The organism is Ruegeria sp. HKCCA5491, from assembly GCF_013034565.1.
In the GTDB taxonomy this organism is placed as follows: Bacteria; Pseudomonadota; Alphaproteobacteria; order Rhodobacterales; family Rhodobacteraceae; genus Ruegeria.
The window spans coordinates 106,227-127,641 of sequence record NZ_WQGG01000004.1; the positions used below are offsets into that span (position 1 = coordinate 106,227).

General features: G+C 58.4%; 19 protein-coding genes. 10 read left to right on the forward strand and 9 right to left on the reverse strand.

Annotation, left to right across the window (positions count from 1 at the left end):
• Positions 1–63 precede the first annotated feature (63 nt).
• Complete coding sequence (locus tag GOV88_RS07565) at positions 64–825, forward strand: NAD kinase (protein WP_171121981.1); 762 nt, start codon at positions 64–66, stop codon at positions 823–825.
• 258 nt (positions 826–1,083) lie between these two features.
• Here the strand turns inward: GOV88_RS07565 and GOV88_RS07570 are convergent, their stop codons facing one another.
• From GOV88_RS07570 to GOV88_RS07580, 3 genes are all read right to left on the reverse strand, one after another.
• Positions 1,084–2,523: an amidase family protein gene (locus GOV88_RS07570; protein ID WP_171240025.1), complete on the reverse strand. Its 1,440-nt coding sequence runs from the start codon at positions 2,521–2,523 to the stop codon at positions 1,084–1,086.
• A gap of 95 nt (positions 2,524–2,618) precedes the next feature.
• The gene (gene prpE / locus GOV88_RS07575; protein ID WP_171240026.1) at positions 2,619–4,508 is read right to left on the reverse strand and encodes a propionate-CoA ligase PrpE; all 1,890 of its coding nucleotides are present in this window, start codon (positions 4,506–4,508) and stop codon (positions 2,619–2,621) included.
• 255 nt (positions 4,509–4,763) lie between these two features.
• Positions 4,764–7,037: an NADP-dependent malic enzyme gene (locus GOV88_RS07580; protein WP_171121984.1), complete on the reverse strand. Its 2,274-nt coding sequence runs from the start codon at positions 7,035–7,037 to the stop codon at positions 4,764–4,766.
• Between the two features lie 187 nt (positions 7,038–7,224).
• Between GOV88_RS07580 and GOV88_RS07585 the strand changes: the two genes are divergently transcribed.
• From GOV88_RS07585 to upp, 7 genes are all read left to right on the forward strand, one after another.
• Positions 7,225–7,923 carry a hypothetical protein gene (locus GOV88_RS07585; RefSeq protein ID WP_171121985.1) on the forward strand — a complete coding sequence of 233 codons (699 nt, stop codon included), beginning with the start codon at positions 7,225–7,227 and terminating at the stop codon, positions 7,921–7,923.
• On the forward strand, positions 7,892–8,989 hold the full coding sequence (locus GOV88_RS07590; RefSeq protein WP_171240027.1) for a cupin domain-containing protein: 1,098 nt from the start codon (positions 7,892–7,894) through the stop codon (positions 8,987–8,989). Before GOV88_RS07585 ends, GOV88_RS07590 begins: the two co-directional genes overlap by 32 nt.
• Positions 8,990–9,091: 102 nt before the next feature.
• Positions 9,092–9,484 (forward strand): cytidine deaminase, encoded by a 393-nt coding sequence (locus GOV88_RS07595; protein WP_171240028.1) that lies wholly within the window; start codon positions 9,092–9,094, stop codon positions 9,482–9,484.
• Positions 9,485–9,488: 4 nt separating this feature from the next.
• Positions 9,489–10,796: a thymidine phosphorylase gene (locus GOV88_RS07600; protein WP_171240103.1), complete on the forward strand. Its 1,308-nt coding sequence runs from the start codon at positions 9,489–9,491 to the stop codon at positions 10,794–10,796.
• Complete coding sequence (locus tag GOV88_RS07605) at positions 10,793–12,004, forward strand: phosphopentomutase (RefSeq protein ID WP_171240029.1); 1,212 nt, start codon at positions 10,793–10,795, stop codon at positions 12,002–12,004. Before GOV88_RS07600 ends, GOV88_RS07605 begins: the two co-directional genes overlap by 4 nt.
• Positions 12,001–12,987 carry an adenosine deaminase gene (locus GOV88_RS07610; RefSeq protein ID WP_171240030.1) on the forward strand — a complete coding sequence of 329 codons (987 nt, stop codon included), beginning with the start codon at positions 12,001–12,003 and terminating at the stop codon, positions 12,985–12,987. Before GOV88_RS07605 ends, GOV88_RS07610 begins: the two co-directional genes overlap by 4 nt.
• Positions 12,984–13,616 (forward strand): uracil phosphoribosyltransferase, encoded by a 633-nt coding sequence (gene upp / locus GOV88_RS07615; RefSeq protein WP_171125460.1) that lies wholly within the window; start codon positions 12,984–12,986, stop codon positions 13,614–13,616. The genes GOV88_RS07610 and upp overlap by 4 nt, the downstream gene beginning before the upstream one ends.
• Before the next feature lie 5 nt (positions 13,617–13,621).
• On the opposite strand, the gene GOV88_RS07620 is transcribed toward upp, so the two are convergent.
• A complete protein-coding gene (locus tag GOV88_RS07620) occupies positions 13,622–14,635 on the reverse strand; it encodes a hypothetical protein (RefSeq protein ID WP_171121991.1) in 1,014 nt (337 codons plus the stop codon).
• Between the two features lie 149 nt (positions 14,636–14,784).
• On the opposite strand from GOV88_RS07620, the gene GOV88_RS07625 reads away from it, so the two are divergent.
• Entirely contained in the window at positions 14,785–15,720 is a 936-nt protein-coding gene (locus GOV88_RS07625) for a DMT family transporter (protein WP_171121992.1), read from the forward strand.
• Positions 15,717–16,373: a sulfotransferase family 2 domain-containing protein gene (locus GOV88_RS07630; protein WP_171240031.1), complete on the forward strand. Its 657-nt coding sequence runs from the start codon at positions 15,717–15,719 to the stop codon at positions 16,371–16,373. Before GOV88_RS07625 ends, GOV88_RS07630 begins: the two co-directional genes overlap by 4 nt.
• A 114-nt stretch (positions 16,374–16,487) precedes the next feature.
• On the opposite strand, the gene GOV88_RS07635 is transcribed toward GOV88_RS07630, so the two are convergent.
• The 5 genes from GOV88_RS07635 to GOV88_RS07655 form a co-directional block, all read right to left on the reverse strand.
• The gene (locus GOV88_RS07635) at positions 16,488–18,689 is read right to left on the reverse strand and encodes a 3-hydroxyacyl-CoA dehydrogenase NAD-binding domain-containing protein (protein WP_171121994.1); all 2,202 of its coding nucleotides are present in this window, start codon (positions 18,687–18,689) and stop codon (positions 16,488–16,490) included.
• On the reverse strand, positions 18,686–19,171 hold the full coding sequence (locus GOV88_RS07640) for a cupin domain-containing protein (protein WP_171240032.1): 486 nt from the start codon (positions 19,169–19,171) through the stop codon (positions 18,686–18,688). Before GOV88_RS07640 ends, GOV88_RS07635 begins: the two co-directional genes overlap by 4 nt.
• Positions 19,171–20,382 carry an acetyl-CoA C-acetyltransferase gene (locus tag GOV88_RS07645; protein ID WP_171240033.1) on the reverse strand — a complete coding sequence of 404 codons (1,212 nt, stop codon included), beginning with the start codon at positions 20,380–20,382 and terminating at the stop codon, positions 19,171–19,173. Before GOV88_RS07645 ends, GOV88_RS07640 begins: the two co-directional genes overlap by 1 nt.
• A gap of 12 nt (positions 20,383–20,394) precedes the next feature.
• A complete protein-coding gene (locus tag GOV88_RS07650) occupies positions 20,395–21,033 on the reverse strand; it encodes a glutathione S-transferase family protein (RefSeq protein WP_171240034.1) in 639 nt (212 codons plus the stop codon).
• A gap of 150 nt (positions 21,034–21,183) precedes the next feature.
• Complete coding sequence (locus GOV88_RS07655; RefSeq protein WP_171121998.1) at positions 21,184–21,396, reverse strand: hypothetical protein; 213 nt, start codon at positions 21,394–21,396, stop codon at positions 21,184–21,186.
• Positions 21,397–21,415: the final 19 nt, after the last annotated feature.

A 21,415-nucleotide genomic window follows, 5' to 3' on the forward strand; every position in this document is an offset into this window, starting at 1 on the left:
GGCCTATCGGGGAAAGGTATGCTTGTTTCGGAACCAAATGTGCAAGACCGGAAACCACAACAGATGATTCAGAGAATCGCCTTTCTCGCCAGCGATGTTAAGGTGGCGCAATCCGCCCGCGATAAACTGGTCAAGCGGTATGGAAACGCCGCGCCGCGCGATGCCGACGTCGTTGTTGCGCTGGGCGGGGATGGCTTCATGCTGCACACGCTGCACAATATGCAGCATCTTGACACCCCGGTTTACGGCATGAACCGCGGAACAATCGGTTTTTTGATGAACGAGTTTCACGAAACCGATCTGCTGGATCGCCTTGCCGCCGCCGAAGAAGAGGTCATCAACCCGTTGGCCATGCGCGCAATGGACCAATCCGGTAAACTGCACGAGGCATTGGCGATTAACGAGGTCTCGTTGTTGCGGGCCGGTCCTCAGGCCGCGCGGCTGAAGATCAGTGTGGATGGCCGCGTTCGTATGGATGAATTGGTCTGCGACGGGGCGTTGCTGTCAACGCCTGCCGGGTCAACGGCGTATAATTATTCTGCTCACGGTCCGATCTTGCCCATCGGCTCGGATGTTTTGGCTTTGACGGCGATCGCGGCCTTCAGGCCCCGTCGCTGGCGTGGGGCGTTGCTGCCCAAGATAGCCAAGGTGCGATTCGATGTGCTGGATGCCGACAAGCGACCCGTTATGGCGGACGCGGATTCTGTATCTTTCCCCGATATAGACTGGGTCGAAATACGGTCCGAGCCGTCCATACAGCACCGTATTCTGTTCGACCCCGGTCACGGCCTTGAAGAGCGCCTGATCTCAGAGCAATTCACATAATCTTCCTGTTAGTCGTTTTTTTTGACTTGTGTGAACCAGTTCACAGGAGTTGGATTAATGTTGGATTAACCTGAACTTGCCCGAAGAACACACCAAGGTGGGAGTGAGTGGCCGCCAACGGTGTTTTCGAATTGAATGCGCATTTTTCGCGCTGGCGGGGGTAGGTGGTGCTACGCTCGTTATCGGATCTCCGGGCATATTTTAGCAAGCGGACCCCGGGCACAAAAACCCGGGGTCTATTTTGTTCTGAACGCTTGTTTACGCGGATGCGCTCATCTTGTCCCAAAGTGGCAGGCACATTTGACCGACACGCGATTCGATCGCGGCGGCAGCATCCACCGCCATGTCTTCGCGCCAGCGAGGGGCCGCGATCTGTACGTTAATAGGCTGCGGCCCTTGGGGAAGATTTGCCAAAAGCGCGGGAACGCTGGCGGCAGGCAGGCCGAGGAAATTCATTGCATAGGAATAGACGGCGCAGCCCAAAACCTCATGCACGCCTTCCGCGCCTTCCGTGTCGCGATCGGGTTTGAAAAACGGCTGGGGCAAAAACGGAGAAAGCACCAGCGGGTAGTTCTGCATGAAAAGCGACCATTCACGGGCGTAGTGGCTGCGTTTGGCCAGCATCTCAATCAGGTCTGTTCCGGTGATCGGTGGGAACTCCTGAAAATAGACCTCGAAGATATCGCGAATGGTCTGCGACCCGGCCGCCTCAATATCGCTTTTCAACAGGGTCAGAACTTCGCCCATCAGGGCGCGATACCCGCCGCGGCCGCATTCGAATACATCCGGGGGTGCGATTTCTTCGACGTGATAACCTGCGTCAACCAGCGCGTCTCGGGCAATGTCCAGGGCCCGGTCGACTTCGGGGTGCAGTGCGTATCCGAATGTGTCCTTCGTAAACGCGACTTTGATCGGTCCTTCGTCGGCTGGGCCGCGCCATGGCATCGGTACATGGAAGGGGTCATGCGGGTCAGGTGCGATCAGGCTGGGCATCGAAAGATGCAGATCCGCCGCCGAGCGCGTGATCAGCCCCTGCACCGACATCGACTGTGCCAGCAATCCCCGTTCGGTCTTTTGGCTGGGATTCCATGCAGGAACACGCTCGAGCCCCGGTTTAACCGTCACCGCGCCGTTTGCAGCAGCTGGAAACCGCAGGCTGCCGCCGATGTCATTGCCATGAGCCAGCGCGCCGATCCCTGCCATCACTGCAGCCCCGGCGCCACCGGACGACCCTCCGGGCGAGATGTGGCGGCCCCATGGGTTATTCGTTCGCCCGTGGAGTTCGTTATCCGTATCCGCCCGGAATGAGAATTCAGGCGTGTTCGTGCGCCCTATGACGATGGCCCCTGCATTCTGAAGGTTGCGAACAACCGGTGCATCAGCGGAGGCGATCACATTCTTCAGCGCGACAACCCCGTTCGAGGTTGCGTGGCCCTTTTGATCGACGTTGATCTTGATCGTCACCGGGACACCATGCAGCGGCCCGGGTTCAGCGCCATTGGCCACGGCCTTGTCCAGATTACGGGCACGGGTCAGCGCCTCGTCGCTCAGGTCCTCGACCACGGCGTTCAGGTCGGGGTTCACCTGTTGCATCCGGTCCAGGGATGATTTCACGGCGTCTTCCGCGCTGATGTCCTTGTTGCGGGTCAGGGCGGTCAGATCGGTGGCGTTCAGACGCCAGATGTCGCTTGATGTCATAGGGCCTCACTGTCTTGATCAGACAGTAGAGGCCCGGTCATGGGTTGCAAGAAAAAGCCGGGGCTGAGGGCGACGCGCTGACGCCCTCAGTCCGGTTACTGGGCGTAGCCGATTGATTTCAGCGCGTCCGTGATCTCATCCAGAATGGCGGGATCGTCGATCGTTGCGGGCATCTTGTAATCTTTGCTGTCCGCGATCGACACCATCGTCCCGCGCAGGATCTTGCCCGAGCGGGTCTTGGGCAGACGATCTACCACCACGGCTTGTTTGAACGCCGCGACAGGGCCGATCTTTTCGCGGACCAGTTTGACCACGTCTTGCACGACTTCACCGTGATCGCGGTCGCAACCGGCATTCAGGCACAGGAACCCCACGGGCATTTGCCCTTTCAACTGATCAGTCACGCCAATGACTGCACATTCGGCCACATCGGGGTGGGCGGCCAGAACCTCTTCCATCCCGCCGGTGGACAGGCGGTGCCCCGCGACGTTGATCACGTCATCGGTACGGGCCATGATGTAGAGGTATCCTTCCTCATCAATCATTCCCGCATCGCCGGTCTCATAATAACCGGGGAACTGGTTGAGGTATGAGCTTTTGAACCGTTCCTCTGCGTTCCAAAGCGTCGGCAATGTGCCGGGGGGGAGGGGAAGCTTGACCGTGATCGCACCCAGTTCACCAGGTTTCATCGGGTGGCCGCCTTCATCCAGAATCTGAACGTCGTAGCCCGGCATGGGTTTTGCCGGAGATCCCAGCTTGATCGCCAGTTCCTCAATCCCCAGAGGGTTGCCAGCGATGGTCCACCCCGTTTCGGTTTGCCACCAGTGGTCGATGACCGGGACTTTCAAAGCCTCCTGCGCCCATTCGATTGTGTCAGGGTCCGCACGTTCACCTGCAAGGAACAAAGCGCGTAGGCTGGACAGGTCGTATTTCGAAATCAGCTCTCCCTTTGGGTCCTCGCGCTTGACTGCTCGGATGGCGGTCGGGGCGGTGAAGAAGCTTTTGACCTTGTGTTCAGCTATCACGCGCCAGAATGTGCCAGCATCCGGGGTGCCAACCGGCTTGCCTTCGAATACAATGGTGGTGTTCCCGTGGATCAGCGGCGCATAGCAGATATAGGAATGCCCCACGACCCAACCGACGTCAGAGGCTGCCCAGAACACATCGCCGGGATCGACGTCATAAATGTTCTTCATCGTCCAGTTCAGCGCGACCAGATGACCGGCGGTCGGACGCACGACGCCCTTGGGGGATCCGGTGGTGCCTGATGTGTACAGAATATATGCGGGATCATTGCCGTCTACGGGAACGCATTCCGCCGGTTCGACGCCGTATTGAAATCCGTTCCAGTTGAAATCGCGCCCTTCAATCAGTTGCGCGACTTCCTGTTCGCGTTGAAAAATAACGCAAAAGTCAGGTTTGTGGCTGGCCAGATCAATGGCACCGTCCAGAAGGGGTTTGTAATGCACGACGCGCCCCGGCTCCATCCCGCATGAGGCCGCAATGATGGCCTTGGGCTTGGCGTCGTCGATCCGTACTGCCAGTTCGTTACTTGCAAACCCGCCAAACACCACGGAATGCACGGCACCCAGGCGAGCGCAGGCCAGCATTGCCTCAAGCGCCTCGGGGATCATCGGCATATAGATGATAACCCGGTCGCCCTTTTCGATTCCCTTGGCGCGCAAAGCCCCCGCAAGGTTTGCCACGCGATTGCGGAGTTCGACATAGGAAATCTCACGCTTGGTGTGGGTGATCGGGCTGTCGTAGATGATCGCGGTCTGTTCGCCTCGGCCATTTTCGACATGCCGGTCCACCGCATTCCAGCAGGTATTTACCTTGGCATCCGAAAACCACTCATAAAGAGGCGCCTTGTCGTCAAACAGAGCTTTGGTCGGTGGCTGGACCCAGTCTATCCCTTTGGCGGCTTCCATCCAGAAGGCCTCTGGATCGGATTTCCAGCTATCGTAAACGTCCTGATATGCCACAGTGGTTTCCTCCGAAAATTCCCTGTGCCGTTGTTAGGGGCGCAGGGGGCGACACACAAGCAACCGCTGTGACGGGGCGTCACTTTACCGCAAAACATTTGCAGATGAGCGCTTTTTTGGCTGCAAATTTTTGCAAATTCGCCGTGTTTAGCGGGTTTATGGGCGGATATAGGCCGCATTTGCAAATCTGCAAACCATTGCGTGCAAATAGCGGCAGAATCAGGCCGGGCATCTGAAAGGATGCCCGGCGCCGTCCTATCCGTAATGCGCGACCGGAGTGCCCGCGATGGCCGCCATGTTCAGCAACCCGCGCGCCGTGATCGAGGGTGTCACGATATGTGCCTTGTTGCCCATCCCCATCAGGATCGGGCCAACCTCAAGCCCATCGGCCTTCATCTTAAGGATATTGCGGACCCCGCTGGCCGCGTCTGCATGGGCGAATATCAGAACGTTGGCTGCCCCTTGAAGGCGCGAATTCGGAAAAATCCGCGAACGCAATTCTGGGTCCAGTGCCAAGTCCAGGTTCATCTCGCCTTCGTAGGTGAAATCACGCGGTTTCGAGTCAAGCATCTCCAGCGCGGCGCGCAGGCGTTTTCCGGATCCTTCCGCCTGATTGCCGAACTGTGACTGCGAACAGAACGCGATCTTGGGCTCCAGACCGAACCGTCGCACATGGCGGGCTGCGCCAATGGTCGTTTCGGCCAGCTCTTCGGGTGTTGGCAACTGTCTTACATGCGTATCGGCGATGAACAGGGGGCCGTCCTCGAGAACCATCAGCGAAAGCGCCCCATGAGGCCGCAGGTCGCCGTCATCCAGAACCTGCTGCACATAATTCAGATGCCAGCGATATTCGCCGAACGTGCCGCAGATCATGCTGTCAGCCTCGCCGCGTTGTACCATGATGGCGGCAATCGCGGTGTTGTTCGTCCGCATGATCGCTTTGGCAAGGTCTGGCGTTACGCCCCGACGCTGCATGATATTATGGTACGAGTTCCAGTAGTCATAGTATCGAGGATCGTTTTCCGGGTTCACAATCTGGAAGTCCTCGCCGGGACGCACGGTCAGGCCCAGACGTTCACATCGTGCGTCGATCACATCGGGACGTCCGATCAGGATCGGGGTCTCTGTGGTTTCCTCAAGGATAGCTTGGGCTGCGCGCAGGACACGTTCGTCCTCGCCCTCGGCAAACACGATGCGGCGGGACGCAGCGGCAGCGGCCTCGAAGACGGGGCGCATGATGAGGGCGGATTTAAAGACGGTCTGATTCAGCCGCTCTTTATACGCCTCGATGTCTGTGATGGGGCGTTTGGCGACCCCGCTTTCCATTGCTGCCTTGGCCACTGACGAGGACACAACACCCACCAACCGGGGGTCAAACGGCTTGGGAATCAGATAGTCGGGGCCAAAGGTTAGCTGTTCCCCCTTATATGCAGCGGCTGCTTCGGCGCTGGTTGTGGCGCGGGCCATCTCTGCAATCCCGTCTACACAAGCGATCTGCATTTCATCGTTGATCTCGGTCGCCCCTACGTCCAGAGCGCCGCGGAAGATGAACGGAAAGCACAGGACGTTATTGACCTGATTTGGGAAATCGCTGCGACCGGTGGCAATGATTGCGTCGGGAACAACTTCGCGCGCTGCATCGGGCAGAATCTCGGGCGTTGGGTTGGCCAGTGCGAAAATGATCGGACGGCTGGCCATTTTTGCCACCATTTCAGGTTTCAGCACGTTTGGTCCGCTGAGACCCAGAAACAGGTCCGCCTCGCCGATTACGTCATCCAACGTTCGCAGGTCGGATTTCTGCGCGAACTGGTCCTTATGCGGGTTCATATCTTCGGCGCGGCCTTCGTAGACCAGCCCGTGAATGTCGCACAGCCAGATATTCTCGCGCTTGACGCCCAGCTTGACCAACATACTGAGACAGGCAATCCCGGCGGCACCGCCACCGGTTGAAACCACCTTGATATCTTCGAATTTCTTACCAGCCACGTGCAGAGCGTTTTTGGCGGCGGCCCCAACAACGATCGCGGTGCCGTGCTGGTCGTCGTGGAACACGGGGATATTCATCCGTTCCCGGCACAGCTTTTCGACGATGAAACAGTCCGGTGCCTTGATGTCTTCCAGATTGATCGCACCAAATGTCGGCTCTAGCGCGCAAACGATTTCGGCCAGCTTTTCTGGGTCGGGCTGGTCCACCTCGATGTCGAAACAGTCAATCCCGGCAAATTTCTTGAACAGGACGGCCTTACCTTCCATCACGGGCTTCGAGGCAAGCGCACCGATATTCCCCAGCCCCAATACTGCGGTGCCGTTGGATACGACGGCCACCAGGTTACCGCGCGCTGTGTAAAGTTCTGCATTGGCGGCATCCGCTTTGATTTCAAGGCTGGCTTCGGCCACACCGGGTGAGTAGGCGCGGGCTAGGTCGCGGCCGTTCGCCATCGGCTTGGTGGCCTTGATCTCAAGCTTTCCGGGCTTTGGATGGGCGTGATAGTCAAGCGCGGCCTGCCGCAGGCTAGGTGAGTCAGACATCGGCGATTCATCTCCCTTCCGAAATTTAGTTGAGGGTTAAACTATTTTTTTCGGAATGGCTACGCTACGTCAATCTGCAACAATGATGTAACCATGTTGAGAGCGCTTGGTTGAAATCTGTCATAAAGTGTTTAATTTCCCGCCACTGCGAAAACATCGCGAACGTATGGGGCACTGAAGGTCATTCATGAGCTATAAAGACGAATTTCAAGCGGAAAGTGTATTTCCGTCAGAAAAGATGCTCTTCGGTGCCAAGCGAATTGCGTTTTGGGGTGCGATCGCATTGGGCGCAGTGATTTTGCTCGTGGGTATTATATGGCCCGTGCAGACATCGACCCTGAATCAGGAAGGCGGTTTGATCGAGACCGTTTCCGCAATGGGGCTTTTTGCTGCTGGATTGGCTGCGTTCTACCGTTTCCCGGGCCTAAGTCGCATGTATATCGGTCTTGTCTGCCTGCTTTTGGCGGAACGAGAGCTTGAGTCCGACATCTACCCCGTCGGCAGTTTGCCGTTCGAGATTTTGAACGGGCTGGATGCCGTTCTTGATATCACGGCCGTTCGCGTGGTTTTGGGGCTGATTGTTCTATTCGGTTTGATCCGGCACGGCATTCCGAACGGGTGGCGCGCGCTGCGCGGTCGGGCATCGTTTATGGTGATGTTTGTGGTGGCGGGGCTCTTTGCGGTTTTGGCGCAAGGGCTGGAAGAAGTGTCGTACATGTTCCGGCATGATTTTTCTGGTGTCATGATGGTGCGGTTCTTTGTGTTGGAAGAAACGCTTGAGATGTTCTTTTCGATTGGCATTCTGGCCGCTGTTCTGATCGGATGGCCCAAAGCCGAAATCGAAGAGACCTTAAATGACCGAGAACCCCAACCAGATCCACGCTGAGATTCGCCTGCCGACGCAGGAGTTGCGCGACGACATCCCCTTTTTTACCAAGGTTCTAGGGATGCGGATGGACATGATCTATCCTGCTGACGATCCGCGTGTCGCAGTTTTCTCGGGTCATGGGTTGCGACTTCGGATTGAAAAAGATGCACCGGAAAGTCCCGGCACTCTGCGTATTCTGACGGATGATCCTGACGGATTTGCTGATGGTCAGCGCGCTTTGATCGCCCCGAACGGTACGCGGGTTGAGATTGATGAACTCAACCCTCCGATGGTGATGCCGGATACCGTTCATTCATTTGTGGTGCGGCGGCTCAAAGATCAGGCGCCGTGGATTATCGGACGTGCCGGGATGCATTACCGCGATCTGGTGCCTGACCGTTTGGGCGGGTCGATCATCGCCAGCCATATCCGGATACCGGATGGTGGGCCGGTGCCAGACATGGTGCATTTCCACAAGGTCGGGTTCCAATTAATCTTCTGCATCCACGGCTGGGTGGACGTGGTTTATGAGGATCAGGGTGACAAGATGCGCCTGACGGCGGGCGATTGCTTTATCCAGCCGCCTGAAATCCGTCATCGCGTGCTCGAAGCGTCGGACAATGTGCAGGTAATCGAGATCGGTGTGCCAGCCGAGCATGTAACCGAGATTGATCACGACATGACCCTTCCCACTCCGGACCTTCGTCCCGATCGGGAATGGCAGGGCCAAAAGTTCGTCTTTAACCAGGCCGCGGGTGCGGAGTGGGGGGCATTCCGGCTGCCGGGCTATGTTTGCCGGGATACAACGATCGCCGAAAACACCAAGGGTGTGGCCGGGGTGCAGGTGGTACGCAAGGGTCAGGGCGAACCAGCTTGGGCAACGCACGATACTGATATTCACTTTACATTTGTCATGAACGGCCAAGTCACCCTTGAGGGCGAAGGACGCGATCCGTACCGGCTGGAGCAGGGGGATGCTTTTGTCATCCCACCCGGAATGCTTACCCGACTGGCCGACCCGTCAGAGGACGTCGAACTGTTGGAGGTCACGCTGCCGGGTGTCTTCAACACGATACTGGACTAAGCGATTTGGTTCAGGAAATCTGTGCTTGGGGCTTCAATTCCCCGAGTGCTTTCCGGTAGTGTGTAAGTTTCTGACCAGATGATCAAAAATTGGGGAATCGCCATGACGTTGAAAGACACAGCACTTTCGGTTCGGGAAAACGCATACGCGCCCTACTCCAAATTCAAGGTCGGTGCGGCGATCCGGTCGGCCTCGGGTCAGGTATATGCCGGGTGCAATGTCGAAAACGTGGCCTACCCCGAAGGAACCTGTGCCGAAGCCGGAGCGATCGCTGCCATGGTCGCCGCGGGCGAACAGGACTTGACCGAAGTGTATGTTGTGGCCTCGTCCCCTCAGCCTGTGCCGCCTTGCGGGGGATGCAGGCAAAAGCTGGCGGAATTCGGCAAGCGCGACGTCAAGGTGACATTGGCCAGCGTGGACGGCGCGGAGTTGGTGACAACGATCGGTGACCTGTTACCCGGCGCGTTCGACGCATCGCACATGGAGGATGTCTGACCGCATGGATGCCCGCTCGATTATTGCAAAATTGCGCCGGTCCGAGGTTCCAACGGCCGCCGAGCTGAACTGGTTTGCACAGGGTCTAGCGGATGGCGGGGTTAGTGACGCACAGGCCGGGGCCTTTGCCATGGCCGTCTGCATGGGCGGTCTGGGTGCGCAGGGGCGGGCTGATCTGACGGTCGCAATGCGCGACAGCGGCGAGGTCCTGATATGGGATGTCGACGGACCGGTGATCGACAAACACTCGACCGGGGGTGTGGGCGACAGCGTCAGTCTGGTGCTGGCCCCGGCGCTGGTCGAGTTGGGCGCTTTTGTTCCGATGATCTCGGGACGTGGGCTGGGCCATACCGGGGGAACCCTGGATAAGTTGGAAGCAATTCCCGGCGTTTCAACGCAAATCGGGCAGGATCGGCTGGCCCAGATTTTGCGCGATGAAGGTGCGGCCATTGTTGGCGCGACGGGGCAGATCGCCCCGGCGGACAAACGGCTTTATGCAATCCGTGATGTTACTGCGACAGTGGAAAGCCTTGATCTGATTACAGCGTCGATCCTGTCCAAGAAACTGGCGGCCAGTCCGGATGCTCTGGTACTGGACGTCAAGGTTGGCAGCGGCGCGTTCATGAAAACGCATGAAGACGCGCGCAATCTGGCCACGGCATTGACCGAGACAGCCAATGCCGCTGGGTGCCGGACGTCGGCCGTGATTACGGATATGAACCAGCCCTTGGCCCCGGCATTGGGAAATGCCTTGGAAATCTGTGAGGTCATGAAGGTTCTGACCAGTGGGCAGAATGTGCCTCTGGCCGAGATTTCGGCCGAGTTGGGCGGTGTCCTGCTGGTTGATGCCGGGATGGTTTCAACACTGGATGAAGGGCGCGACAAGGTCTCTGAGGTTATCCGCAATGGCCGCGCGGCAGAGCGGTTCGGGCGCATGATGGCTGCAGTTGGTGGGCCACTGCACTTTGTCGAAAACTGGTCGCGTTACTTGCCCGAAGCCAGCGTTATTCTCGAGGTTCCAGCACCTTCCAGCGGATATGTAACGGCAATGGATGGCGAGGCGCTGGGCCTTGCCGTTGTTGCGCTGGGCGGTGGCCGACAGGTCGAGGATGACGTGATCGACCCGGCTGTTGGCATTTCCGATATCGTGCGACTGGGCGACAAGATTGACAAGGGCGCGCCCCTGGCTGTGATCCACGCCGCCCGTGAGGATGCAGCGCGTCAAGCCGCGCAATCGGTCTTGCACGCGATCAGTCTTGGCCCTGAAAGCCCGTCGCTTCCGGGCATCGTGCATGAAAGGATCACAGCATGAGCCGTGCATTTCTGGTCGTCATGGATTCGGTTGGCATTGGCGGGGCACCGGACGCGGATCGGTTCTTTAACGGTGATATGCCGGATACCGGGGCAAACACGCTGGCCCATATCGCGCAGGCCTGCGCCGAGGGGCGGGCCGAGGAGGGGCGGTCTGGTCCGCTGCGCGTGCCAAATTTAGACGCTTTGGGGTTGGGGGCGGCCACCCGGCTGGCCTCAGGCGATGAAACGCCGGGATTGCAGGCCGAACCAATCGGTCTTTGGGGGTGCGCGCGTGAACATTCGCGGGGCAAGGATACACCGTCAGGGCATTGGGAATTGGCAGGTCTGCCCGTGCCGTGGGACTGGCACTATTTTCCTGACACGACTCCCAGCTTTCCCAATGATCTGAGCCGTGCCGCTGCACAAGCGGCTGGAACAGAAGGGATTTTGGGCGATTGCCATGCCTCTGGCACAGCGATCATCGCGGAATTGGGGGCCGAACATATGCGAACCGGTTGGCCGATTTGCTATACGTCGGCAGATAGCGTCTTTCAGATCGCCGCCCATGAAGAAAGTTTTGGTCTTGAGCGTCTGTTGGACATGTGCCGGGCACTTGCCCCTCGGTTGCACGAAATGAAAGTTGGGCGTGTGATCGCTCGTCCTTTCGTCGGCTCACCGGATACAGGCTTTACGCGGACAACCAATCGCAAGGACTTTGCCATCCTACCGCCCGCGCCGGTTCTGACGAATTGGGTGCAGGACGCGGGGCGGCGGGTTCATGCGGTTGGCAAGATCGGCGACATCTTCTCGATGCGGGGGATTGATACGCTGCGCAAGGGCTCGGATGCGGAACTGATGGGGCACCTGTCCGATCTGGTGGACGAGGCCGAAGAGGGAAGTCTGACCTTCGCCAATTTCGTCGAGTTCGACAGCCTTTTTGGCCACCGCCGGGACGTCAGCGGCTATGCCCGTGCGTTGGAATGGTTTGATCGTGAGATCGGCGCCCTTCTTTTGCGCCTGCGCCCCGGAGATATGACGCTGTTGACCGCAGATCACGGAAATGATCCAAGCTGGATCGGAACGGACCACACTCGTGAACAAGTGCCGGTGCTGATCGCCGGACTAGGCGCGGGTGAAATCGGAGCCGTCAATTTCGCTGATATCGCCGCAAGCATTGCGACCCATTTGAACATTCCGGCCCAAGGGCCGGGACGGAGTTTTCTATGACCGTAGCAGACCTGCCAAAGATCGAACTGCATCTGCATCACGAAGGCGCGGCCCCGCCTGCCTTTATTCGCCAGCTGGCGCACGAAAAGCGCATCGACCTGAGTGGAATTTTCAAGCCGGACGGCAGCTATGATTTCCGGGACTTCGCGCATTTCCTCAGCGTGTATGAGGCCGCCTGCGAAGTGCTGAAATCGCCCGAGGATTTTCGGCGGCTGACGCTTGCGATCTTGGAGGAAAGCGTGGCGAACGGGGTCGTCTATTCGGAAACATTTCTAAGCCCGGATTTCTGTGGCGGCGGTGACCTGCACGCCTGGCGCGACTATCTGAATGCCATTCAGGACGCGGCCGATGAAGCCGAACGGAAATACGATATCACCCTGCGCGGTGTTGTCACCTGTGTGCGCCATTTCGGGGCGGAGCAGGCCAAGGTCAGCGCCCGGTGTGCTGCGGAAACTGCGGGGCACTGGATCACCGGCTTTGGAATGGGCGGCAACGAATCCGTCGGCACGCAGGGGGATTACAAGTGGGCCTTTGATTGCGCACGCGAGGCCGGGCTGCGCCTGACCACACATGCGGGGGAATTTGGCGGCCCCGAAAGCGTCAGGGACGCCATCCGGGAGCTGGGCGTGGAGCGTGTCGGCCATGGGGTTCGCGCGTCCGAAGACCCGGATCTTGTACACGAACTGGTGGATCGCGAGGTAACGCTTGAGGTCTGCCCCGGCTCGAACGTGGTTCTGGGGCTTTTCCCCGAGTTTGCAGCCCACCCGATAGCAAATCTGCGCGACGCAGGTGTCAAAGTCACGGTTTCAACCGACGATCCCCCGTTTTTCCATACCACAATGCGACGCGAATATGAGATGCTGGCCAAAGCTTTCGGCTGGACAGCCGACGATTTTGCAGCCCTGAATGAAACGGCCCTGACTGCGGCCTTTTGCGATGAAGAGACCCGTGAGCGGGTCAAGAAAAGACTGGAGAGATCATGAGCGAACACCTGACCGTCGTCGACCACCCGCTGGTTCAGCACAAACTGACGCTCATGCGGGACAAGGGCACATCGACCGCCGTTTTTCGGCAGTTGCTACGCGAGATTACACTGCTGCTGGCCTATGAGATCACGCGCGAAATGCCTCTGACCACCCGGCACATCGAAACCCCGATGGAGGAGATGGACGCCCCGATTCTCGCAGGTAAGAAAATGGCGCTTGTGTCCATTCTGCGGGCTGGCAACGGGATGCTGGATGGTGTGTTGGAACTGGTCCCCTCGGCCCGTGTGGGGTTTGTGGGGCTGTACCGGGATGAAGAAACGCTGAAACCTGTTCAGTACTATTTCAAAGCGCCCGAAGGTTTGAAAGACCGCCTTGTCATCGCTGTCGACCCGATGCTGGCCACGGGCAACAGCTCGGCTGCTGCGATCGACCTGCTGAAAGAGGCTGGTGCCACCGATATCCGGTTCTTGTGCCTGTTGGCTGCCCCTGAGGGCGTCGCGCGTATGAAAGAGGCGCACCCCGATGTGCACATCGTGACTGCCTCGCTGGACCGAGAACTGAACTCCAAAGGCTACATCATGCCGGGCCTTGGCGACGCCGGGGATCGGATGTTCGGAACCAAATAAGCGGTCTACTCTCCGCAGATGTTCTGAAGCCGGACCCAATCGCGGTCCGGCAGCACCTGTTGCAAAGGTCGTCCTGCCATCGGGTCAGCTTCGATCAGGCCCAGAACGGTTTCGCCCGTCACATCCATCGCATAGGCATATGGTGTCGAGGGAAGAGCGACTTGCGCGAAAAGCTCAAGCAGGTCGTCGTCCGGCAAGGTAGGGCGCGGCTCGGACAAGACCTGCTCGGTATACGTATCGACGATATCGGGGGTCAGTTCTCCAGTCGTGAGAAGGCGAAAGGCCGAGCGCACTCCGGTTCGGTCCAGAAGGTCATCCAAAGGATCCTGAGCCGCCGCCCTCGCGCGTTCGGCGATGATGTACCCTGCCGCGACCGAGGGGTCTTCGTGGTCTTCAACCAATGAGCGGTTCAGAAGGATGATCCCTCCGGGTAGGCTAAGGCTACTTTGCACGCCCGCAGGAAGGATCACGACGCTGCGCACCCCCGTCCGCGTCGCTAGATGATCCAGTGCCTCCTGCGCGTCCGCAGAGGCGCACGCGCGGCCTGACACCCTTTCAATCCGGCTCAGGATGGCGTCGCCTATGTCCTGCCTTTTGATCTCCGGCACGACAGACACAACGTGGTTTTGCAGGGCGGCCGGCACCCATAGCAGCAAAAGCGCAAGAACGGCCCCGACAACGCCCGCAACGCTCAGCCATCGCAGCCGCCCCGGATGTGGTCGCGCACGGTCGATTGCGCGTTGCAGGCGGTCGATGGCCTCAATCATGGTGGTTTCGGATTCCGCCAGTTCCAGCGTTTCTTCCGGGTCGCCATCGGGGTTGAAAATGGCCGGATAGCTGCCGGGGTTTTGACGTTCCAGCGCTGCCAGTGACCAATGTGTCAGGGCGCGGTCATTGAAATCCGAAATTGTCAGAGTCGCTTCGCCAATTGAAACTACGACCTCGCGCCGTTGCACATCGGGCGAGGGGCGCCACAGACCGGTGGCTTCGATCCGCTGGTACTGTTTCAGGGCCGTCATCAAGGTGAGGTCTGCTCGTTATTATTTGAACTTAGTTTAGCACGCTAAAATCCAATGGCGCAAACCTGTTGCACGTTAATCGGGAAATGTGCTGGATATCACGACGCGCGGGAAAAATTTCGCGTCCGGGATCAGTGTCAGGGCGGCAGATGCAGTCAGAAACACAGACATCACCAATACTCGCGTCGGTGCTGATGATCAGCGCCATGGCAATTATCGGAGTGATCGACAATGTGGTGGTGCTGTTGGCTGAAACGATTGGATTGTGGCAGTTCCACCTGAGCCGTTCTTTGCTGATGCTACCATTGATTGTCGGGCTGTCGCTGCTGGGCCTGGGCAGCCTGCGCCCGAAACGGCTGGGGCCGGTTGTTTTGCGTAGTGTTCTGATCACCCTAGCCATGTTGTTTTACTTTTCTTCCCTTGCGCTGATGCCGATTGCGCAGGCGCTGGCCGGATTGTTCACTTCGCCGATCTTCGTGCTTTTGATTTCCGCCTTGTGGCTGAAGCAGACCATCGGACCGTGGCGCATATTTGCTGTCATCCTTGGGTTTTGCGGTATCTTGTGTGTCTTGCAGCCGAATCCGTATGAGTTTGACACGCTAAGCTTGCTGCCTGTCGCAGGAGGGTTGTTCTACGCCCTGAGCGCAATAATCACCCGCAGCCATTGTTCCGAGGAAAGCACCGTCTCGCTTTTGGCGGCCATGGTCATCACTTTGGGTGTGGCCGGGGCAATCGGGCTTGTGGCCCTGTCGGTGTTTCCGCTTGAGTCTGTCGCCGGGCCGCAGGGCTTCGCGACCCGAGGCTGGGAGCCTAATATGACGCCCGCCGTGCCTTGGATTCTGTTGCAGGCCGGAGGGTCCACGATTGCCGTCTTTATGTTGATCAAGTCATACCAGATCGGGGAACCCTCGTATGTCGCGGTCTTTGAATACTCGGTTATGGTCTTTGGACCGCTTTTTGCATGGGTCGCCTTCGGTCAAACAATCGGAATGTTGCAGACGGTGGGAATTGGTCTGATCGCCACGGCTGGGGCATTGTTGGGGTGGCGCGCCTCGCGGGAAGTGGCGCGAAAGGTGGCGGCGTGATTATCTCGCGAGGGCGGCGCTGTGTCTTTGTCCACATTCCCAAAACGGGGGGGACATCGCTTGCGCTGGCGCTGGAACAGCGTGCGATGAAAGACGACATTCTGTTGGGGGACACTCCCAAAGCCAAAAGGCGTCGCAAACGGGCCAAGTCGCTTAACGCACGCGGGCGGCTGTGGAAACACTCGACACTTGCGGATATTGACGGAGTTCTGACCGCCGACGACCTGAAGGACATGTTTACCTTCACGCTGGTGCGTAACCCATGGGACCGAATGGTCAGCTATTTTCACTGGTTACAGGATCAGGATTTTGATCATCCCGCAGTCTCGCTGGCCAAGGCGCTGTCTTTTGAAGACTTCGTTATGCACCCGGCAACACTACGATCCTTTCAAAACTACCCGGCACGCCAATATATGACCACGGCAGAAGGGCAGGAGTGTTGCAGGGCCTACATTCGGTTGGAACATTTCGAACAGGATGCAGCGCCATTGTTTGCGCATCTTGGGTTTCAGTTCGATTTGCGGCGTGTGAATCCGTCAGTTCGTTCCAAGGGCTACAGGCAATACTACTCAGCCCGAACAGCCTCCGCTATTGCCAGTGCCTGCGCAGAAGATATCGACAGGTTCGGATATCAATTCGACCCGCCGAACTGATCACGAATTCAAATAAAATTGGGGGCGAAACTTGAAGCCATGCAGGGTGGTCTGCGCGGGCTTCCGAGAAAATGGAAAAGCTGGCGCATAAGGACATGCGCCAGCTTTGTTAATTTAGGCGGCTTTTGCTTCGGGGTCGAAGCGGCCATAGAAGGTCTGACCCTTCTCAGCCATTTCACGCAGCAGCGGCGGGCAGGCGAAGCGATCGCCATATTTAGCCGATAGTTGGTCGCAACGCTCGGCGGCATAGGGGGCACCAATGATATCTACCCAGCTAAGTGGGCCACCGGACCAAGGTGCAAAGCCCCATGCCAGGATCGCACCCACATCGGCCTCGCGGATATCTTCTACCACGCCTTCCTCCAGCGCGCGGACGGCTTCCAGAACCTGGGCGAACATCAGACGTTCTTGAACCTCGATCAGGTCGGGCTGATCCTCGGCCAGCGGGTATTTGTCTTGCATCCCTTTCCAATAACCCAGGCGCTTGCCCTTTTCGTCATAGTCGAAGAAGCCGGATTTAGACTTCCGCCCCAGACGGCCCTGTTCTTCCATCCAGAACATCAGATCGTCCGCCGGGCTTTCGGGGTAGGCATTGCCCATCGCTGCCTTGGTCGCGCGAGCAATCTTGGCCCCCAGATCAATCGAGGTTTCATCAGTGAGCGTGATCGGCCCCACAGGAAAGCCCAATTGGCGTGCGGCGTTGTCGATCAGCACGGGGCTGACGCCCTCTGTCACCATGCGGGCACCTTCGTTCAGGTAGGGGATGATACAGCGGTTGCAGTAGAAGAACCGCGCGTCATTAACCACGATCGGCGTCTTGCGGATTTGGCGCACATAGTCCAACGCCTTGGCGACTGCGCGATCCCCGGTTTCCTTGCCTTTGATGATCTCGACCAGGAACATCTTCTCGACCGGCGAGAAGAAGTGGATGCCGATGAACTGCTCGGGCCGCACGCTTGCCTTGGCCAGATCGGTGATCGGCAGGGTCGAGGTGTTCGACGCAAAGATGCAATCTTCGGGGATAATAGCCTCGACCTTTTTGGTCATGTCGGCCTTGACCGCGGGGTCTTCAAACACGGCCTCGATGATCAGGTCACAGCCTTTCAGCTGATCCAGATCCGGGGTCGCGGTGATCTGGCCCAGCATGGCGACTTTCTTGTCCTCGGTGACTTTGCCGCGCTTCATGCCCTTGTCCAGATAGGCTTCGGTATAGGCCTTGCCCTTGTCGGCGGCGGCCTGATCACGGTCGATCAGAACAACCTCCATCCCGGCTTGCGCAGAAACCAAGGCGATACCGGCCCCCATCATGCCTGCACCTAGAACGCCGATCTTCTTGACCGACTGATCGGGGATACCGGCGGGGCGCACGGCACCCTTGTCCAGCGCCTCTTTGTTCAGGAACAAAGAGCGGATCATCGCGCCGGAAGAGGGGTTCATCAGTACGGTAGTGAACCAGCGGGCCTCGATCTTCAGCGCGGTGTCGAAATCAACTAACGCACCTTCGTAAACCGCGCTCAACAAGGCTTTGGCAGCAGGGAATGCGCCTTGCGTCTTGCCATGCACCATCGCGGCAGCACCGACGAAGTTCGGGAAACCAGCCGGGCTGAACGGAGCGCCACCGGGCATCTTATAACCTTTGGCATCCCACGGCTTGACCAGATCGGCGTCTTTGGCGTTCAGAACCCATTCTTTCGCTGCAGCCATCGGGTCTGCTGCGATCTCGTCGATATAGCCTGCGCTTTTGGCCTTCTTGGCGTCCAACATCTTGCCTTCCAGCAGCAGCGGAGCCGCAGCCATTGCGCCGACCTTGCGGACCATCCGTGTGGTTCCGCCTGCGCCGGGGAAGATGCCGATCATAATTTCCGGCAGGCCGTATTTGGCCTTGGGGCTTTCACCGGCAAAGATGCGATGGGTCGACAGGGGAAGTTCCATGCCAATACCGGCGGCGGTTCCGGGCAGAACGGCCGCAATCGGCTTGCCGCCCTTTTTGGTCTTGGGGTCCATGCCAGCCAACTCGATTTTGCGCAGCAGCTTGTGCATGTTCATCGTGCCTTCGAACAGGCCCTTGGCCGGGTCATCACCCGCCTGTTCCTTCATCACGGCCAGCAGGTTCAGGTCCATGCCACCGGCAAAGGATCCCTCTTTGCCCGAAGTGATGATTATGCCTTTGACCTCATCGTCAGCCAGCGCCTGATCAATGCAGGCATCCAGTTGTGTCAGCCCGTCAAAGGACATCACGTTCATTGATTTGCCGGGAACATCCCAGGTGATTGTACCGACGCCATCGGCGTCTTTGGTCAGGGTAAACTCGGTCATCCGTCGTCTCCTATCTGGTCAGCCGTCAGGGGGCTGCCGTCTTTCCGGGTGAAGGATTCGCCATATGCGTCGTCCTTCACCATCATGTCCAGGTCGCTGTAGTAAGCGGTCTCGGTCGGGGTCCGCGTGCCCACCACCAGAAAGGTCGCAGGCGCGTCGGTTTTGTTCACAAAGTGGTGGCCGTTGGGCTCACCTGCGGGCCAGGCCGCACAGTCACCGGGCTGCATCTCATGTTCACCGTCATCGTCGATCAGGGTGCAGGTGCCGGAAAGCACAATGGCAAACTCGTCCTGCTCCATGTGGTAGTGCCGCAACGAGGACATCCCCGCCGGTTCCAACCGCACGATGTTGACCCCGCATTGGGTCAGACCGCCCGCATCCCCCAGTCGCTGAACGAAACGACCTGCGGTCGCCTCGGCCAGTTTGCCGGGATAGGACGACCCCTCCACAAACGGGATCCGCGAGAGATCCAGCTTGGGCATTACACCCTCTCGATGATGGTGGCTGCACCCATGCCCGAGGCCACGCACAGCGTTGCCAGACCAGTCTCTTTGTCCTGGCGCTCCAACTCGTCCAGCAGGGTGCCGATGATGATCGCACCGGTGGCGCCAAGCGGGTGACCCATAGCGATCGAGCCGCCGTTGACGTTGACCAGTTCGGGGTCGACATCGAACGCCTGCTGGAAGCGCAGCACGACCGAGGCAAAGGCTTCGTTCACCTCGAACAGGTCGAGGTCCGAGATCGCCATGCCGCTGTCAGCCAGAATTTTCTGTGTCACCGGCACGGGGCCGGTCAGCATGATGGTCGGGTCCAGACCAATCTTGGCGGTGGCCTTGATGCGCGCGCGGGGTTTCAGGCCGCGCTTTTCACCGAATTCCTTGTTGCCGATCAGAACCGCCGCAGCCCCGTCCACAATGCCCGAGCTGTTGCCCGCATGGTGGATGTGGTTGATCTTTTCCAGATGCGGGTATTTCAGCAGCGCCACCTTGTCGAAACCGGGCATCTGCTCACCCATCATCTGAAAGGCGGGGTTCAGGCTGCCCAAGCTCTGCATGTCGGTGCCGGGGCGCATGTATTCGTCGCGGTCCAGAATGGTCAGGCCGTTGCGGTCCTTGACCGAGATCACCGATTTCTCGAACCGGTTTTCTTCCCAGGCTTGTGCCGCACGGCGCTGCGATTCCATCGCCAACTGGTCGGCCTGTTCACGGCTGAACCCGTATTCAGTTGCGATGATGTCCGAGGAAATCCCCTGCGGCACGAAATAGGTGTCCATCGCCACGGTCGGGTCAATGGCAATCGCTGCCCCGTCGGAACCCATGGGCACGCGGCCCATCATTTCCACGCCACCGGCGATGTAGCCGTCGCCAGCACCGCCTTTGACCTGGTTTGCCGCCAGGTTCACGGCCTCCATGCCCGATGCGCAGAAACGGTTGATCGACAGGCCGGGGATGCTTTCATCCAGATCCGACGCCAGAACAGCAGTCCGGGCCAGACAGCCGCCTTGTTCCATTGCCTGAGTGGCGTTGCCCCAGATCACGTCCTCAACGGCGTGGCCTTCAAGGTTGTTACGCTCCTTCAGCGCGTTCAGGGTCACGGCGGACAGTCGCACCGAGGTCACCTCGTGCAGACTGCCATCCTTACGGCCCTTGCCACGCGGGGTGCGCAGGGCGTCATAGATATATGCTTCGGTCATCAGTAGCTCTCCTTAAGCTCGATCCGGTGCTTGGCCGGGCATCAGGTCATAGGGTGGTTGCCAACCGGGCTGTTCAGACAGCCGCGTCAGCCATTTGTCGATATTGGGCCATTCGGCGCGGTCAAAGCCGAAAGGTTCGGGGTAATACAGATATCCGCAGCAACTGAGATCGGCGTTTGTCACACCGTTGCCAACGATCCAGTCGCGGCCATCCAGATGAGCGTCAAGAACTTGATAAGCCGCTTTCAGACGCCCTTGATTGAATGCAATAACGTCCGCGTTGCGGTGTTCAGCGGGCAGGAAGTTCATCAGGAAGCGTGTCAAACCCGCCATCGAACTGAACTTATGGTTGTCCCAGAGAACCCAACGCAGAACCTCGTATTTCTCTTCATGCGTTGTGCCGCCGAATTTGCCGGTTTTTTCAGTGATATATGCCTGAATCGCGCCGGACTGGCTGGTGCGAAAATCACCATCAACCAACACCGGGGCTTCACCCATCGCATTGACGTAGTCGCGGTATTCAGGGGTCCGTGTCTCGCCCTTGAAGAATTCGACCTCGATCGGCTCCCAATCCAGACCGGACAATTCAAGCGCCAGAGCCGCCTTGTAGGAATTTCCGCTCGCGCCGAAGCAATATAGTTTCATGGTCATGGTCGCGCCCCTCCCGTGGCGTTGATCGACTGTTTTTCACGCGTATCTTTAGCAGCAAGAACCTGTCATTCATGAATGACGTTGCGGTCTATTGCGCAAGTTTCTTCTTGTTGAAAATACGCGGTTTTCCGGGTTCTGTTTGCTTTTGGTTCAACGCTTGCGCGCCTCTAGCTCGGAATTGAAAACCCGGAGTCGGTGGGTCAGGTTGTCCTGATCGATGACGCTGTTGAAGTTTTCAAAAAGGAAAGACAGCGCTTCGCCTTCGTCCAAGCCTGCTTCGCGGGCGAACCCCCTAAGCTTGCGGTATCCGTCTTCGGTCATTGCGACCGGAAACCGGCGGGTTAAACGAAATCGTTTCGGCATGTCTTTCCCTCCCGAGGAA

Bases quoted from the DNA above. Each gene is read 5' to 3' on its own strand.
- GOV88_RS07565 (WP_171121981.1), top strand. From the start codon at position 64: ATGATTCAGAGAATCGCCTTTCTCGCCAGCGATGTTAAGGTGGCGCAA.
- GOV88_RS07570 (WP_171240025.1), bottom strand. From the start codon at position 2,523: ATGACATCAAGCGACATCTGGCGTCTGAACGCCACCGATCTGACCGCC.
- GOV88_RS07580 (WP_171121984.1), bottom strand. From the start codon at position 7,037: ATGTCTGACTCACCTAGCCTGCGGCAGGCCGCGCTTGACTATCACGCC.
- GOV88_RS07585 (WP_171121985.1), top strand. From the start codon at position 7,225: ATGAGCTATAAAGACGAATTTCAAGCGGAAAGTGTATTTCCGTCAGAA.
- GOV88_RS07590 (WP_171240027.1), top strand. From the start codon at position 7,892: ATGACCGAGAACCCCAACCAGATCCACGCTGAGATTCGCCTGCCGACG.
- GOV88_RS07595 (WP_171240028.1), top strand. From the start codon at position 9,092: ATGACGTTGAAAGACACAGCACTTTCGGTTCGGGAAAACGCATACGCG.
- GOV88_RS07600 (WP_171240103.1), top strand. From the start codon at position 9,489: ATGGATGCCCGCTCGATTATTGCAAAATTGCGCCGGTCCGAGGTTCCA.
- GOV88_RS07605 (WP_171240029.1), top strand. From the start codon at position 10,793: ATGAGCCGTGCATTTCTGGTCGTCATGGATTCGGTTGGCATTGGCGGG.
- GOV88_RS07610 (WP_171240030.1), top strand. From the start codon at position 12,001: ATGACCGTAGCAGACCTGCCAAAGATCGAACTGCATCTGCATCACGAA.
- upp (WP_171125460.1), top strand. From the start codon at position 12,984: ATGAGCGAACACCTGACCGTCGTCGACCACCCGCTGGTTCAGCACAAA.
- GOV88_RS07620 (WP_171121991.1), bottom strand. From the start codon at position 14,635: ATGACGGCCCTGAAACAGTACCAGCGGATCGAAGCCACCGGTCTGTGG.
- GOV88_RS07625 (WP_171121992.1), top strand. From the start codon at position 14,785: ATGCAGTCAGAAACACAGACATCACCAATACTCGCGTCGGTGCTGATG.
- GOV88_RS07635 (WP_171121994.1), bottom strand. From the start codon at position 18,689: ATGACCGAGTTTACCCTGACCAAAGACGCCGATGGCGTCGGTACAATC.
- GOV88_RS07640 (WP_171240032.1), bottom strand. From the start codon at position 19,171: ATGCCCAAGCTGGATCTCTCGCGGATCCCGTTTGTGGAGGGGTCGTCC.
- GOV88_RS07645 (WP_171240033.1), bottom strand. From the start codon at position 20,382: ATGACCGAAGCATATATCTATGACGCCCTGCGCACCCCGCGTGGCAAG.
- GOV88_RS07650 (WP_171240034.1), bottom strand. From the start codon at position 21,033: ATGACCATGAAACTATATTGCTTCGGCGCGAGCGGAAATTCCTACAAG.
- GOV88_RS07655 (WP_171121998.1), bottom strand. From the start codon at position 21,396: ATGCCGAAACGATTTCGTTTAACCCGCCGGTTTCCGGTCGCAATGACC.